The following is a 15071-nucleotide window of genomic DNA, read 5'->3' as shown; positions in this document are numbered from 1 at the left end:
GATGCGCATCCTGCTGCTGGGCGGCACAACCGAAGCCAGCCTGATGGCGCAGGCCCTGGCGCGTGCCGGGCTGGATGCAGTGTTTTCCTATGCCGGGCGCACGGATAGCCCCGTGGCGCAGCCCTTGCCTACCCGCGTCGGCGGCTTTGGCGGAGTGTCGGGGCTGGTGGATTGGCTGCGCGACCACCGGATCAGCCATGTGATCGACGCCACTCATCCCTTTGCTGCGCAGATGAGCCGGAATGCGATCATGGCCTGCGCGCAGACCGGCGTCGCCCTTTTGGGGCTGGAGCGTGCCGCATGGCAGCCAGGGCCGGGCGACGACTGGCACGCAGTGCCTGATGTGGCCGCGGCAGTGGACGCTCTGCCAAAGGCGCCCGCCCGGGTGTTTCTGGCCATCGGCAAGCAGACCCTTGCCCCCTTTGCCGCCAAACCGCAGCATCATTACCTGCTGCGGCTGGTCGATCCGCCGACAGGGCCACTGCCGTTGAAGCTCACCACCATCGTGATCGCGCGCGGCCCGTTCGACGTGGCAGCCGATGGCGCCCTGCTGCACGATCATGCCATCACCCATATCGTGGCAAAGAACGCAGGTGGGATGGGGGCCGAGGCAAAGCTGACCGCCGCCCGTGCGCGGGGCGTGCCGGTCATCCTGATCGACCGGCCCGCCTTGCCAGCGCGCGAGGTGGTCGCCACGATCGACGATGTGATGATCTGGTTGGGTCATGCAGACACCGAGCGCGGCGTATAGATCCAGCGCCCGACGCGCCGGGTGGCCTGATTGCCGACGATCACCACCGTGCGCATGTCGGCCATCTCGGCCTCGGCTTCGGCAAGGGTGACGCAGGTCAGGGTTTCATCCGGCGTGCTGACCGCGCGGGCAAACAGGACGAGCCGACCGGGTTCACATTCCTCGCGCAGGATGCGCAAGACCTGACCGAACTGGTGCGGTCGCGAGGCGGATCGCGGGTTGTAGAAGGCCATGGCAAAGCCACCCCGAGCGGCATGGCGCAGGCGGCGTTCAACCTCGGCAAAGGGTTTGAGGTTGTCGCTCAGGTTGATGGCACAGAAATCATGCCCCAAGGGAGCGCCCGCCCGCGCCGCCGCCGCCAACATCGCCGTGATACCGGGCAGGATGCGGATATCGGTATCGCGGCGATCGGGGCGCGCCTCCAGCGCCTCGAACAGGGCAGATGCCATCGCAAATACCCCAGGATCGCCTGACGACACGATCACCACCCGCGCGCCTGCCGCTGCAAGATCCAGCGCGTGCTGGGCGCGGTCAAGCTCCACCCGGTTGTCAGAGGCATGCACCGTAAGCCCCGCCCGCGGGACGATGCGCGCAACATAAGGGATATAGCCCACCACATCGGTCGCCTGATCCAGCGCCGCTGTTACCTCGGGCGTGACGAGGCCCGCGGCACCCGGGCCGAGGCCGGCAACGGCAATCCAGCCGCCACTCATTCGTCACCCCCGGCGACCGGGCGGCGGCCGTGGCCATGCACCAGCACGATCGCGAAATACGGGCAATCGGCGGCATCCACATCGGCCAGCCGCGCCATCCGCTGGCCCGGCATCGTGCCGCGCTCGATCAGCCAGGCGTCCTGCAACCGGCCCGCCGCCTGAAGGGCGCGCCGCACCCGAGGAAGGTTGCGCCCGGTCTTCATGATCGCCAGCGCATCAGAGGTCTGCATGTGGCGCAGCAGATCTTCTTCGGGCAGCGTGCCCATCAGCACTGTCAGCACATCGTCGCCCCAGGTTATGGGCACGCCGGTCGCGTTCCAACAGCCCACCATGCCGGGAATGCCGGGGATCACCTCGACTGGCACAACATCGCGCAGGCGGATGTAAAGATGCATGAAGGACCCGTAAAAGAACGGATCGCCTTCGCACAGGACCACCACCTCGTGCCCGGCCATGGCCAAACCGCGGAGCCGGTCGGCCCAATCGTCATAAAAGGCCGACAGCAGACGGTTATAGTCGGGGCTGTCAAAGGGAATTTCGGTGGTGACCGGGTATTCCATCGGGTATTCGCGGGCCGTCTGCGCCAGCATGCCGTCCACGATCCGCCGCGCCTGACCCTGTCGCCCGGCCTTGCGGAAATAGGCCACGTGCTGCGCGGACCGGATCACCCGATCAGAGCGGACCGAGATCAGGTCCGGGTCGCCGGGGCCAAGCCCGGCACAGATGATGCGGCCTGTTGGCATGGTAATGGTCATTCCTTGCGACTCGCCAAAGCATTGACAGCGGCAACTGTGATCGCCGATCCGCCCAGCCGTCCTTCAACCACGACGGCAGGAACCGGCGCGGCGTCCATAAGCGCTGTCTTGGATTCAGCGGCACCGATAAAGCCCACCGGGCAACCGATAATCGCTGCCGGGCGCGGGCAATCGGGGTCTTCCAGCATGTTCAGCAGATGAAAAAGCGCGGTCGGCGCGTTGCCGATGGCCACCAGCGCGCCCCCGAGGTGCGGCCGCCACAGCTCGACTGCCGCCGCCGAGCGGGTGTTGCCCATGCGGACGGCAAGCGCGGGCACCGCTGGGTCTTGCAGCGTGCAGATCACCGCATTGCCTGCGGGAAGACGGGCGCGGGTGATCCCCTCACTGACCATACGGACGTCGCACAGGATCGGCGCGCCCTGTTCAAGTGCGGTGCGGGCCGCGATTGCCATGCCGGGCGTGAATCGCACATGCCGCTCCAGCCCGACCATCCCCGCCGCATGGATCATGCGGACCACGACCACCTCTTCCTCGGGCGTGAAGGCCGCCAGATCGGCCTCGGCCCGGATGGTGGCAAAGGATTGCACATAGATTTTCGCGCCGTCCTTTTCATAGACATGCGGCATCAGAACAGTCCCCTCAAGTCAATCGCATCCGCGCCAAGGCCGCGTTTCATGGCGGCGTCGGTGGGGCTGCCGTTCAGGATCAGATCAAACCCCACGGCGGTCGCAACCACGGTCACATCCGCGCGGCCAGGATGGGCGCAACCTTTGCCACAGCCCGAAACATGCAGCAGGCGTCCCATCGGGACCTGAGGCGCCAAACGCCACGCCAGATCGCGCACCGCAGCCCGCCCTTGCAGGCAGGCGGGGGCGCCAGAGCAGGCCTCGACCCGCCGGATCGGATCGTCGGAGTCGGTGATCAGACCGGGCAGCGCGGGCATGACAGACACCCCCTCGATCAGCAGCATCCGCCAGGGCGTCACCCGCAGGGGGCCAAGATCTGCCAGTCCCGCAAGGGTTTCGGCCCGCATCTGGCCAAACGCCACAGCCACCAGCGCACCCTGCGCCACCAGCCCCGGTTGCGGCGGCACCGCCTTGGCGGCGGGGGCAACCGTGCCGGTCAGCACGCCCTTGGGCTGCACGCCGCGCCCGATCAACGCGGCCATCCGGCCCCGACCATCGCCAACCCCGCCTGCGTCCACGAACCACCGCGCCAATTCGACAGACGCCGCCGCCACGTCGGCCACCGGCGCCCCCAGCGCAGCGCCGTCGCAGCGGATCAGCAACTGCCCATCCGCCGCGCGTTCCAGCCGGATGTCGCCCGAGATGTCGCCCATCACCGGCATCGGGCCGCTATCGACGACAAAACCGAACTTTCCCGGCAAGGGGGGCATCTGGACCAAAGCGTCGGCCAAGGCGGACGCCAACCGATAGGTTTCCGCATCGGCAAAGGGCGTGATCACAATGTTGCGCCGCTGTTCGGCTTCGGGCGAGGCGTCGATCAGGTCCATCTCACGCAAATCGACGATTAATGCGGAATGCGACGCCGCAGTCACGCCGCGCACCTGCACATTACCGCGCGCAGACAGGTCGATCAGCCCGTTGCCATGCGCGCGCGCCGCCGCTGCCAGCCCGCGTGCCTGATCGGGGGACAGCCGACCCAAAGGCGGGCGCACCCGCACCACCAGCCCGTCGCCAGACTCCATGGGCCGCAACGCTCCCGGACACCAGCCCTGGACCTGAAATCCGTTCATGCCTGCACCTGAAGCGTCGCCGCGATGGAATTGCGCCGTGTCACCCACAGCCCGGCCTCGGCCAGACGGCGGAACAGATCGCGCAAGGCGTCCAGTGCCTGCGGGTTGTGCTGCGCCATAAAGGCCACCAGATCGTCGCGCCCCAGCGTCGCATCGTGATACAGGTCAAATAGATGCGGCGGCACGACGCCTGCCAGATGAGCAAAGGCCGCCATGTGATCTGCGGTCGCAGCAATCTCGGCGGCACCGCGATAGCCGTGGCGCATCATCCCATTGGCCCAAGCCGGATCCGCCGCCCTGGCACGCACCACGCGGGCGATTTCCTCGGACAAGCTGCGGGCACGAGGGCGGTCAGGTTGGGTGGCATCCAGATGATAAAGTGCGGGTTGCGCTGCCCCCAGCCGGGCAAGCGCAGCAGCAAAGCCTGCCTCATGCGCCGCGTAATCGGCCGCCAGCAGCACGTCGCTTTCGGGCAGATCCTGAGCATGCACGAAGCTGTCCGCGCTGCGCAAGCGGGCCTCCAGCCCGGCGCGGTCATTGTGCGATTGCCCGTCCGCGCCGATCGCCCAAGCGGAGGCCGCGATCCACGCCTCGCCCGCTGCGGCGCGCGCCTCGTCGGTGAAGTCGTCCATGGGCGTGCCCATGCCCAGCCCATACATGCCCGGTTTTGGGCCATAGACCCGTGCGGCGGCGGCGCGGTAAGGGTTATCCGCAAGGGCCTCGTCACGCTCGGCCAGCATCCTGGCTCCGGTTTCAAACAGCGTCGCCAGCCCGGGAAACACATCCCGGAACAGGCCAGACACCCGCAAGGTCACGTCGATGCGCGGGCGGCCCAGCAGGGCCAGCGGCACGACCTCGACACCCGACACACGTGCCGACCCTGCGTCCCAGACCGGGGCCAGCCCGGCCAGATGCAGCGCCATGGCAAATTCCTCGCCAGCGGTGCGCATGGTGGCGCTGCCCCACAGATCGACCACCAGCCCACGTGGCCAGTCGCCGTGATCCTGCAAATGCCGACGCAACAGTTCCTCGGCCAGCTTGACGCCCTGCGTTTGCGCGGCGCGACTGGGCACCGCGCGCGGATCGACCGCGAACAGGTTGCGCCCGGTTGGCAACACATCAGACCGCCCCCGCGCGGGCGACCCGGATGGTCCCGGCGCAACCCGCAGCCCCGCCAGCGCACGCATCAGCCCGTCGCGTTCCGCCGCGCCACAAGCCCCTCGCCCAAGCACATGCAACCCGTCACCATACTGGCTTTCCTTGATGTCGCAGACAAAGCGGTCGATGCGGGTGATCGCCTCGGCAGGGCTGGCGCCCTCTGGTATGCCCAGATCCGTTTCAACGCCGGATGCCTGCGCTTCGCTGCGGATCTCGGAGATCAGGCGGTCGCGGCGACCGGGGTCCAGCCCGTCGGCGGTGGAGTATTCGTCCAAGAGCCGTTCCAGACGGTGCATCCCTTCGGGAACCACGGCGGCGCGCAGGGGCGGCGGCATATGGCCCAGTGTCAGTGCGCCGATGCGCCGCTTGGCTTGTGCGGCCTCGCCCGGATCGTTGACGATAAAGGGATAAATCACGGGCAGATCGCCCAGCAGCGCCTCGGGCCAGCAGGCGGCGGACAGCGCCACCGATTTGCCCGGCAGCCATTCCAGCGTTCCATGCGCTCCCATGTGCAGCATCGCGTGCAGGCCCTGCGCGCGCAGCCACAGATAGAACGCGACATAGCCATGCCGGGGCACGCGCGACAGATCATGGTATTCGCCGTCGCGCAGGGCGACCTCGCCACGTTCGGGTTGCAGCGCAACCAGCACGGCCCCGGCCTTGGTCGCGGCAAAATGGAAAGCGCCGTCGCGGCAAGTGGGGTCATCTTCGGGCGCTCCCCACGCGTCTTGCAGCATACCGCGCAAAGAGTCGGGCAAACCGTCCAGCGCGGCCAGATAGTCTTGTAGTGGCCATGCCAACGTGTCGCTTTGCAAGGCTGGGGCCAGCGCGCATGGCTGCGCCCCATAGCCTTCGGCCCCCAGATCGGCCAGCAAACCTTCGGTCGAGGCCAGCGCATCCAGCCCCACCGCATGGGCCATCTGATGCGGGCGACCGGGATAGGTGGACAGGATCACCGCCAGACGGCGCTGGTCAACCGGCGTTTGCGCCAGTCGCAGCCAGCCCATCACCCGCGCCACCACGGCAGCCACCCGTTCCAGGTCCGCCCGATGGGCAAAGCGCGAGAATTGAAGATCGGCGTCGCGTTTGGCCACGGTCTTGAAGGACACAACGCCCGCGAACAGCCGCCCGTCCACCTCGGGCAGCACGACATGCATCGCAAGATCTGCCGGTGACAGGCCACGATCCGACCCAGCCCAGTCGCGGCGGCGCGCCGTAGACAGTGCCACCTGAAACACCGGGCAGCCCGCCGCATCAAACGGTGTGGACCCGTCATCGCCGCGCGCCGAAAAGGCAGTTGCGTTGATGATCGCAGGCGGACAGGCCTGCGCCAGCAAGGGGCGCAGCCAATCGGCAAGACCCGATGCCTTGAGCGAGGGCGCAAAGATGCCCACCGCAGACACGCCCTGCGCACGCAATCCGAGGATCAGCGCGTCGATCGGGCCGATATCGGCCGCCGTGAGATAACTGCGATAGAAACTGACCAGCACGACCCGCCCCGGCGGCAGGTCCGCGATCACGCCCTGATCGGGGTCATAGATCCCCATGTCGGGCATCCGTTTATCGCCCGGCACCGGCCCGGCATACAGCCCCGCTGCCAGCGCCAGTTGCGCCAGCGCCGCCTGCGCTGCCACAGCGCCGCCCGCGTCACACAAATCCTGCAACCGCCGCAACGTGGAGACCGGCAGGGTCGAGGCTGTATCCAGCGCCGGGTCCAACCGCCCGTCCGCAGGCAGCACCGCCAGCGCGATCCCCCGCCTGCGCGCCATGTCCTGAATCGAGGCGATGCCGTAGGGCCAGTAGGCCTCGCCGCCAATCAGGCGGATCAGGATGGCCTTTGCCCCCGACAGCGTGCGTTCGACATAGGTATCGACCGAGACGGGATGTTTCAGCGCCACGATATTTTGCAGCCGCAATGACGGCAGCCCGCCGCCGGCCCGCTGCCAGCCCGCCGCAAACGCGCCAAGGTCGCTGTCGGAAAACGACAGGACCACCAGATCGGCCGGGTCCTGTGCCGGATCAAACGGCGCCTCGGCCGTGTCCAACCCCTGACTGTCGCGAAATACGACGTGCATCGCGGGTCCTTATGCCTCCAACACGGCGCGGATCGCGGCAGGGTCGATGTGGTGATGTTCTGCGATCACCACCAGCCGCGACTGGCGTGGCCCATCACCCCAGGGTCGGTCATATTGGTGACGCACCCGCTCTCCCACGGCCTGCACCAGCAGACGCATCGGCTTGCCCGTCACAGCGACATGACCTTTGACGCGCAGAATGTGCTGATCGCGCGCCAGACGCTGGATGCGAAGGGCCAAATCTTCGGGATCGGTGATTTCGGGCAAATCGATCACCACGCTGTCGAAATCCTCGTGCTCGTGGTCATCCTCGCCGTCGTGATGGCTGGGGCGCGCGGCGATGTCATCCTCGGCGGCGGCGTTCAGGCCCAGGATGAGGCGCGGGTCGATCCGGCCATCCGTCATCGGCAGGATCGCGACCTTGCGCGACATCTCGGCCTCGATTGCGCCGCGGGCGGCGGTCAGTCCCGCCTCGCCTGCCAGATCTGCCTTGGTCAGCAGGATCAGGTCGGCGCACAGGATCTGATCCTCGAAAACCTCGGACAGCGGGGTTTCGTGGTCGATGCTGTCATCGGCAGCACGCTGCGCATCCACCGCCGCCACATCGGGGGCGAAGCGCCCGGCTGCCACCGCCTCGGCATCGGCCAGGGCAATCACGCCGTCAACGGTGATCCTTGACCGGATCGCGGGCCAGTCGAACGCCTTGAGAAGCGGTTTCGGCAGTGCAAGGCCCGAGGTTTCGATGAGGATGTGATCGGGGCGCACAGGCATTGCCATCAGCGCCTCGATCGTGGGGATGAAATCGTCGGCCACGGTGCAGCAGATACAGCCATTGGCCAGCTCGACGATGTTTTCCACCGGGCAGTTTTCATCGGCACAGGATTTCAGGATATCGCCATCCACCCCGACCGTCCCGAATTCGTTGACCAGAATGGCCAGCCGCTTGCCCTGCGGGTTCTGCATCAGCTGGCGGATCAATGTGGTTTTGCCCGCGCCCAGAAAGCCGGTGATCACGGTGACGGGGATCTTGGTCAGGTCCGACATCTCAGGCCTCCAGTGGGGGGATACGGGCAAGGCTTTGCTTGCGGAAAATCACGGGGCGGTCGCGCCAAGGCACGATGCCGTCAACCGAAGCGGCAAACAGCGCGGCCCCGCGTAGGATCTCGGGCGCATCTGCGGCAGTCATGCGGCCGTAAACATAGGACCAGCCGCCGGGCTTGCTAAGTGCCATGGCGCAGCCATGGTCGCAGGCCGACAAACATTCGACCGGGCGCAACATTACGCCGTCGGGCAGATCAGACCCAGCCAACGCTTCATGCAAGGCGCGGCCCGGACAGACCTCACCTTCAGTGACCGGCTGACCGGCGCGACAAGTGGTGCAGACATGCAGAACGGTCGTCATGGCCTCTCCCGTAAGTGTCGCACGGGTTGGCCTGCGGCATGGGCCAGCACTGGCCCAATCTCCGAAGGTCACGGAACACCCCGTCCGCGCGTTTCAGTTCTGGGGCTGGCAGGTCTCCCGGCTTGCGGATATCGAGGCGGGCCTGTTGCCTGCCGCGGCGGGCTGCCCGTCTTCCCAAACCTTTCGGCCAGTGACGTGGGGCAGACCTTTCCGGTCACGGTCGCGGGGGCGGCTGCGCTTGGGGTTGCGGCAAGGTGTGCCGCAAATCCTGTCGCATTCCCTTTTCACCTGTCCTAAGACAGGCACCAGCTCCTTCATACCGTAGTCTGCCAGAAGGATTGCGCTGTCAAGAACAAGGATACGTCTCCATGTCCGCCACAAACGACACGACCGCCGCAAGCCCGAGCCCTGCCGAGACCGACGATCTGGTCCGCCATGCCGGCAAGATGGCCAAGAAAAAGGCCGCCCGCGACAAGATCATGGCCGGCAAATCGGGCGAACGGGGGTTGCTGATTGTGCATACCGGAGCGGGCAAGGGTAAATCCTCGTCCGGGTTCGGCATGATCTTGCGCTTCATCGCGCATGGCATGCCCTGTGCGGTGGTGCAGTTCATCAAGGGCGCGTGGGACACTGGCGAGCGGCGGCTGATCGAGGGGCATTTCAGCGCCCTGTGCCAGTTTCACGCGATGGGCGAGGGGTTTACCTGGGAGACCCAGGACAAGGCCCGCGATATTGCTGCCGCCCGTGCCGGGTGGGAAAAGGCCAAGGAGCTGATCCGCAACCCCGATATCCGCTTTGTGCTTCTCGACGAGATAAACATTGCCTTGCGCTACGACTATCTGGACCTTGAGGAGGTGTTGACTTTCCTGCGCGATGAGAAGCCGGCTCTGACCCATGTCTGCCTGACCGGGCGCAACGCCAAGGACGCGCTGATCGAGGCCGCCGATCTGGTCACCGAGATGACTCTTGTCAAACATCCGTTCCGGTCGGGCATAAAGGCCCAGCCGGGAGTGGAGTTCTGACCTGATGCCGGCGCTGATGATCCAGGGCTGCGGCTCGAACGTCGGCAAGTCGATGCTGGTGGCGGGGCTGTGCCGGGCGGCGGTGCGGCGTGGGCTGAACGTGGCCCCGTTCAAGCCGCAGAACATGTCGAACAACGCCGCCGTCACCGCCGATGGCGGCGAGATCGGCCGCGCGCAGGCCTTGCAGGCGATGGCCTGCAGGCTGGAGCCGGTGACCGACATGAACCCGGTGCTGCTCAAGCCCGAGTCCGAGATGGGCGCGCAGGTGATCGTGCAGGGCAAGCGGCTGACGACCGCAAGGGCGCGCGATTATGCGGCGCTAAAGCCTCAGTTGATGGGGGCGGTGCTGGACAGTTTCCACCGTTTGCGGGGCTCGCATGATCTGGTGATCGTCGAAGGTGCGGGCAGCCCGGCCGAGGTGAACCTGCGCGCGGGCGACATCGCCAACATGGGCTTTGCGCGCGCGGCGGGCGTGCCGGTGGTGCTTGTGGGCGATATCGACCGAGGCGGGGTTATCGCGCAGATCGTGGGCACCCAGGCGGTGATCGACGCGGGCGATGCCGCGATGGTCGCAGGCTTTGTGATCAACAAGTTCCGCGGCGACCCGCGCCTGTTCGACGATGGCTACTTTTTTGTGGCAGAGCGCACCGGCTGGCGCGGTTATGGTGTCGTGCCTTGGTTCCCGCAGGCGCATCTGTTGCCAGCCGAAGACGCGCAAGACATCGCATCCGGCCCGCAAGGCACAGGCGTGACGATTGCCGCGCTGTGCTTTTCTCGCATTGCCAATTTTGACGATCTGGATCCGCTCAAGGCAGAGCCGGGGGTCAATCTGGTGATGGTGCAGCCGGGGCAGGCCATTCCGGGCGATGCGCGGCTGGTGATCCTGCCAGGGTCGAAATCGACATGTGGCGATCTGGCGTTCTTGCGCGCGCAGGGCTGGGATGTTGACCTTGCCGCACATATCCGGCGCGGCGGGAATGTGCTGGGGATTTGTGGCGGGTATCAGATGCTGGGCCGATCCATCACCGACCCCGATGGGATCGAAGGCCCGGCAGGCGCGACCGACGGTCTGGGCCTGCTGGACGTCACGACCGTCATGACCCCGGACAAGCGGTTGTCGCGCGTAACTGGTCGCCATCTGGCCAGCGGGCAAGACATCGCAGGTTACGAAATCCATATCGGGCGCACCGCCGGTCCGGATGGGGGGCGTCCCTTCGCCCGGATCGACGGGCGCAATGAGGGTGCGCAGAGCGCGGATGGGCGGATTGCGGGCACCTATCTGCATGGCATGTTCCTGTCGGATGGCTTTCGCGCCGCCTACCTTGCCGGATTGGGGGTCACAGCCAGCAGGCGCAGCCACAGCGCCGAGGTCGAGGCGACGCTTGACCTGCTGGCCGACCATCTGGAAACCCATCTGGACGTGCCGGGCCTGCTGGCGTTGGCGCGTTAGGGCCGCAGGGCACGCGAAAGGCGGTCCCACTCCGGCTCTGGCCCTGGCAGGCCCAGCCGAAGCAGGCGGCCCGACCACGGGAAAATCCGGCTCCAGATCTTGTGCCGCGCCAGCCGGTGCTGCGCGGCCTGTGCGTCGGGCGTCTCGTAAAGACGGAACAGCGTTGTGCCCCCCGCTATCTTCCAGCCCGCCACCCGGGCCAGATCATCGGCGCGGCCAGCGTCTAGTGCCAACTGTGTGCGCATTGCATCCGCCCAGCCGGTATCGGAGATCGCCTGACGTCCGATCTCGATTGCGGGGCCAGAGACGGCCCAAGGCCCCGCCATCCGCGCCAGCGCCGCAATGTCGCTATCGGCCCCAAAGGCGAAGCCAAGCCGTAATCCTGCCAGCCCGTAGAACTTGCCAAACGATCGCAGGATCAGCAGGTTATCCTGCCCTGCCTGTGGCAAAAGCGAAAGACCGGGGGTGATGTCCCCAAAGCTTTCGTCAACCACCAGAAACCCAACCTTTCGGGACAGGGCAAGCATGTCTTCCGGAGTATGGCAGCGCCCGTCGGGGTTATTGGGGTTCACCACCACGGCCAGAGCGGCACCGTGCAGTGCTTCTATCGTGCTGACACTGGCAACATCCCAGCCTGCCTGTATCAGGCACGCCGCGTGTTCGTTATAGGTTGGTCCCAGCACTGCCGCGCGCCCGGCGGGCCGCAACAAGGGCATCAGTTGAATGGCTGCCTGCGCCCCTGCAAGCGCTATTCCGGCCGCTCGATCCGAAGCACCCCATGCGCGCGCCGCCTGCGCCACCAAACCCGCCTGCGCTGCGCGAGTCGGCAGACTGCGCCAACAGTCCGGGTCAAGCAGGGGCAATGGCCAAGGGCGGCGGTTGATACCCGTGGACAGGTCAATCCAGTCGCCTGTGCCGAAAACGGCCACCGCCTGATCCAGATTTCCGCCGTGATCGCGCATATGTTTGCTCCTCGTCAATCGCCCAAGGTGGCCAGATGATGCACACCTCGCAACCCAGCCTCACGCAATGCCGCCATACTATGGCGCGGCAGAGCGCCCGGGGCAAAGATCAGCGCCCGCGCCGCGCCGGAATGCGACATCATCCACCCAAGCGCCCCCAGATCCTGCGCAAGCCGTTCGGTCGGGTCCTCCGAAGGTCCGCGAAGGGCAACGCAGCGTGCCGCACTTTCACTGGCAAGAGCGGCACGGGTGGCCAGCGGGGCCGCGGCCTGCCAACGCTCCACAAGGTCCGATACATCGGCATAGGCCAGATCGCCCGCTTGCGTCGGCCGTGCTGGGCCCCAGAACCCGGCCAGCAGGTGCGCGTGCGGCTGCGGCGGCAATCGCGCCAGAATCCGCCCCTGACGCGAGGCCCACAAGAGCCGTGAAGGCTGGGCGAACATCAGCGGATCGCTGCCCCCCTCGGCGGCCACACAAGCCCGCGCCAGAGCCAGCGGCGCAAGCGCCCGCCCGGCAAAGGCTGCCACCCCCAGCAGACCGGCGGTGGACATGCCAGTGCCCAGCCCAGGCGGATAAGGCAACCGCAGCAGGGTCCGACCCGGTGGCAATCCACCAAGCGCCCGCGCAAACCGCGCCAGCAACGCCGGGTCCATCGGGCCATGCGTCATCGACTGACACGCCAGCCTGACACCCGCACGCCAGCGCGCAATCACCCGCGGACCGGCAGGCGTCAGCGTGATCAGCGCCAGTGGGCCAACTTGTCCAAGCCGCCCCTGTATCCACTCGCCGAAATGACAGGGCACCGAAATCGGTCTAGGCACGCTGCCCCCAGCGATCGGCAAAGACAAGATCGGCCAGCTGCAGCCGTTGGGCCCAGCCTCTCGCCTGCAACTCGGGTTCGGAATAAAGCGCATCTACGTGGCCAAGGCACAGCCACGCCACCGCGCTGACATGATCGGGCAGGTCCAGCAGGTGCTGGATGTCGGCGGGGTCAAAGATGCTGACCCAGCCGACGCCGATGCCTTCTGCCCGTGCCGCCAGCATAAGGTTCTGCACGGCGCACACGGTGGAATAGACATCCATCTGTGGTTGATGCGTGCGGCCCAGTACCACTGGCCCACCCCGGCTGTGATCGCACGTGATACACAAGCTGAGGGGTGCGGCCAGAATACCCTCCAGCTTGAGCGACGAATAAAGCGTCCGGCGGTCTTCGGGAAACATCGCCTGTGCCTCGGCATTGGCCTTGGCAAATGCAGTCTGCGCCTGACGCTTTACCGCCTCCGACCGGATCACGATGAAATTCCACGGCTGCGACAGCCCGACAGAGGGCGCATGATGCGCTGCGGTCAGTAGGCGCAACAGGGTGGCGTCGTCGATGGGACGGTCGGTAAACTGGCGCCGCACATCGCGGCGGGTGTGAATCGCGCGATATACAGCAGCGCGCTCTGCCTCGGCAAACGGCCCGGCATCAGTCAAGAACGGTTCGGCGGTCATAGTCTTCCCCTGCACAGAAACGGGGCCTGCGCCGGCCATCGCCCGCCCCGGTTTCGTCTGGCCGGTCTTCTGACTTGGCTTCAACCAGAACCACACCTTCCCGAACCTTCCGGCCAGTGGCATTTGTGGTCCCGTCCACCTTACAGCGTTGGGCACGTCGCGGACTTGCACCGCGTTCCCGATTATCCCCTCGCCAAGACGACGGGCACCAGACAAAACTCAGCGTAAAGACCCACAAACCAAGTTGCAAGACGCCAGGCCTGAGCCGTGTCTGGTCCGTTGTTGCAAGAAGGAGAGCAATGAGCAACGCCAGATATGGGCCACACCACCAAGGCTCGTCAGGAAAGCGGTCAAGGTATCCCCACCCAAACGTTGCTCGGGCTCGGCTGTCGCTTTTCCTTCACGATTTCACTGCGTGGTTTTCACATGATTTCCGCAAGGTACCTCTGGAAGCGGTGCGGGTTTCTGCTTTGCGATTTCAATTTCATTTTTGACTTCAATAGGTTTCGAAGGGCACGGCGGCATGACAGCGCTCAGCAAAGATCGGCCCTTGGAGCGGGCAGCTTACCGCGCTTCAGACGAGGCCTGGTCGAAGGCGGTTCGGATCGCTCGCGAACTTGACCGGGTTCTAGACGGGGACTTGCCAATGCGGGAGGCTGTCAGCCGGGCAGCGACGGAACTGCGCCTTTCGACGCGTCAGGTCTACAATCACCTTGCCCGGTATCGCGAGGACCGCCGTGTCTCGTCGCTTCTTCCTCCGACGAACGGCGGGCGGCGGGCGAGGATATCGGCCGGCGTGGAAGCCATCATTGCCGACACCTTGCGGGAGATGTGGCTGCAGCCGGAACAACCCGATCTCGCGCCCATCGTCGACGAAATCCGTGCGCGCTGTGCCAGCGAAGGGTTCATGCCCCCGGCCTATGTCACCGTGGCCAAGCGCATCCCGCACGTGTTCTCCCCCGAGGAGATCGCGCGGCGGCGGCTTTCCGGTGGCAAACACTTGCACCGCCTGAAGCCGCGTCCGGGGTACATCCGCGCGACCCACGCTCTTGAGGTCGTCCAGATCGATCACACGCCGGCCGATATTCAGTTCGTCGAGGTGATCAACGACCATGGTGTTTTCGTGGGCAGACCCTATCTGACCATCGCCGCCGATGTGGCAACCAGCGCAATCATCGGCTTTTGCCTCACCCTTGAGCGCCCTTCCCGACTTTCAGTCGCACTGTGCCTTGCGCACGCGATGTGCCGCAAGGATGACTGGCTGACCGAACGCGGGATTGCGCACCCATGGGCGATGCATGGCCGCCCCAAGCAGATCGTTGTAGATTCCGCCAAGGAATTTCAGAGTAGCACGTTCACGACGGGATGCGCCGACTTCGGCATAACCGTCCGCCCCCGGAACAAAGGAACCGTTCACCGGGGTGGCGTGGTCGCACGGCTGCTGGGCAAGGTGAACACGGTGCTCAGATCCCTTCCCGGCAAGACCGGGCGGTCCATCGCGGACAGAGGAGATTATTCGTCCGACAAGCGGGC

13 protein-coding genes, 1 pseudogene and 2 riboswitches are annotated in these 15071 nt (G+C 66.0%); of the genes and pseudogenes, 4 read left to right on the top strand and 10 right to left on the bottom strand.

The annotated features are described in order from the left end of the window. The first annotated feature begins 1 nt into the window (after position 1). Entirely contained in the window at positions 2-751 is a 750-nt protein-coding gene (locus Q8K08_RS04505; RefSeq protein WP_305249367.1) for a cobalt-precorrin-6A reductase, read from the top strand. On the opposite strand, the gene cobJ is transcribed toward Q8K08_RS04505, so the two are convergent. The 7 genes from cobJ to Q8K08_RS04470 are packed head-to-tail and all read right to left on the bottom strand — an operon-like array spanning position 724 to position 8610. After that, positions 724-1464 carry a precorrin-3B C(17)-methyltransferase gene (gene cobJ / locus Q8K08_RS04500; RefSeq protein WP_305249316.1) on the bottom strand — a complete coding sequence of 247 codons (741 nt, stop codon included), beginning with the start codon at positions 1462-1464 and terminating at the stop codon, positions 724-726. The two genes, Q8K08_RS04505 and cobJ, sit on opposite strands and share 28 nt — an antisense overlap. After that, a complete protein-coding gene (locus Q8K08_RS04495; RefSeq protein WP_305249315.1) occupies positions 1461-2219 on the bottom strand; it encodes a precorrin-2 C(20)-methyltransferase in 759 nt (252 codons plus the stop codon). Before Q8K08_RS04495 ends, cobJ begins: the two co-directional genes overlap by 4 nt. After that, a complete protein-coding gene (locus Q8K08_RS04490; RefSeq protein ID WP_305249314.1) occupies positions 2216-2845 on the bottom strand; it encodes a precorrin-8X methylmutase in 630 nt (209 codons plus the stop codon). Before Q8K08_RS04490 ends, Q8K08_RS04495 begins: the two co-directional genes overlap by 4 nt. Next, positions 2845-3975, bottom strand: coding sequence for a precorrin-3B synthase (gene cobG, locus Q8K08_RS04485; RefSeq protein ID WP_305249313.1), 1131 nt, complete (start codon positions 3973-3975; stop codon positions 2845-2847). Before cobG ends, Q8K08_RS04490 begins: the two co-directional genes overlap by 1 nt. Continuing rightward, positions 3972-7208, bottom strand: a complete 3237-nt coding sequence (gene cobN, locus Q8K08_RS04480) for a cobaltochelatase subunit CobN (RefSeq protein ID WP_304796379.1) — start codon at positions 7206-7208, stop codon at positions 3972-3974. The genes cobG and cobN overlap by 4 nt, the downstream gene beginning before the upstream one ends. Positions 7209-7217: 9 nt before the next feature. After that, positions 7218-8252, bottom strand: coding sequence for a cobalamin biosynthesis protein CobW (gene cobW / locus Q8K08_RS04475; protein ID WP_304796382.1), 1035 nt, complete (start codon positions 8250-8252; stop codon positions 7218-7220). 1 nt (position 8253) lies between these two features. Then, positions 8254-8610 carry a DUF1636 domain-containing protein gene (locus tag Q8K08_RS04470; protein WP_304796384.1) on the bottom strand — a complete coding sequence of 119 codons (357 nt, stop codon included), beginning with the start codon at positions 8608-8610 and terminating at the stop codon, positions 8254-8256. 89 nt (positions 8611-8699) lie between these two features. Continuing rightward, positions 8700-8935, bottom strand: a riboswitch (cobalamin riboswitch). Between the two features lie 43 nt (positions 8936-8978). Here Q8K08_RS04470 and cobO point away from each other — a divergent pair. Both cobO and Q8K08_RS04460 read left to right on the top strand, forming a co-directional pair. Next, a complete protein-coding gene (gene cobO, locus Q8K08_RS04465) occupies positions 8979-9632 on the top strand; it encodes a cob(I)yrinic acid a,c-diamide adenosyltransferase (protein ID WP_304796387.1) in 654 nt (217 codons plus the stop codon). A 4-nt stretch (positions 9633-9636) separates the two neighbouring features. Beyond that, on the top strand, positions 9637-11082 hold the full coding sequence (locus Q8K08_RS04460) for a cobyric acid synthase (RefSeq protein ID WP_304796390.1): 1446 nt from the start codon (positions 9637-9639) through the stop codon (positions 11080-11082). Here the strand turns inward: Q8K08_RS04460 and cobD are convergent. Genes cobD through bluB form a run of 3 tightly spaced genes read right to left on the bottom strand, consistent with a single transcriptional unit; the run spans position 11079 to position 13538 of the window. Then, positions 11079-12044, bottom strand: coding sequence for a threonine-phosphate decarboxylase CobD (gene cobD, locus Q8K08_RS04455; protein ID WP_304796393.1), 966 nt, complete (start codon positions 12042-12044; stop codon positions 11079-11081). The two genes, Q8K08_RS04460 and cobD, sit on opposite strands and share 4 nt — an antisense overlap. Before the next feature lie 14 nt (positions 12045-12058). Continuing rightward, positions 12059-12865, bottom strand: coding sequence for a propanediol utilization protein (locus Q8K08_RS04450; protein WP_304796396.1), 807 nt, complete (start codon positions 12863-12865; stop codon positions 12059-12061). Next, positions 12858-13538 (bottom strand): 5,6-dimethylbenzimidazole synthase, encoded by a 681-nt coding sequence (gene bluB / locus Q8K08_RS04445; RefSeq protein ID WP_304796399.1) that lies wholly within the window; start codon positions 13536-13538, stop codon positions 12858-12860. Before bluB ends, Q8K08_RS04450 begins: the two co-directional genes overlap by 8 nt. Positions 13539-13579: 41 nt before the next feature. Then, positions 13580-13766, bottom strand: a riboswitch (cobalamin riboswitch). Positions 13767-14184: 418 nt separating this feature from the next. On the opposite strand from bluB, the pseudogene Q8K08_RS04440 reads away from it, so the two are divergent. Then, a pseudogene (locus tag Q8K08_RS04440) lies at positions 14185-15071 on the top strand (DDE-type integrase/transposase/recombinase); the annotation flags it as partial.

This window comes from Pseudotabrizicola sp. (genome assembly GCF_030684215.1).
GTDB lineage: Bacteria > Pseudomonadota > Alphaproteobacteria > Rhodobacterales > Rhodobacteraceae > Pseudotabrizicola.
This window is presented reverse-complemented; position numbering and strand designations above follow the sequence as displayed.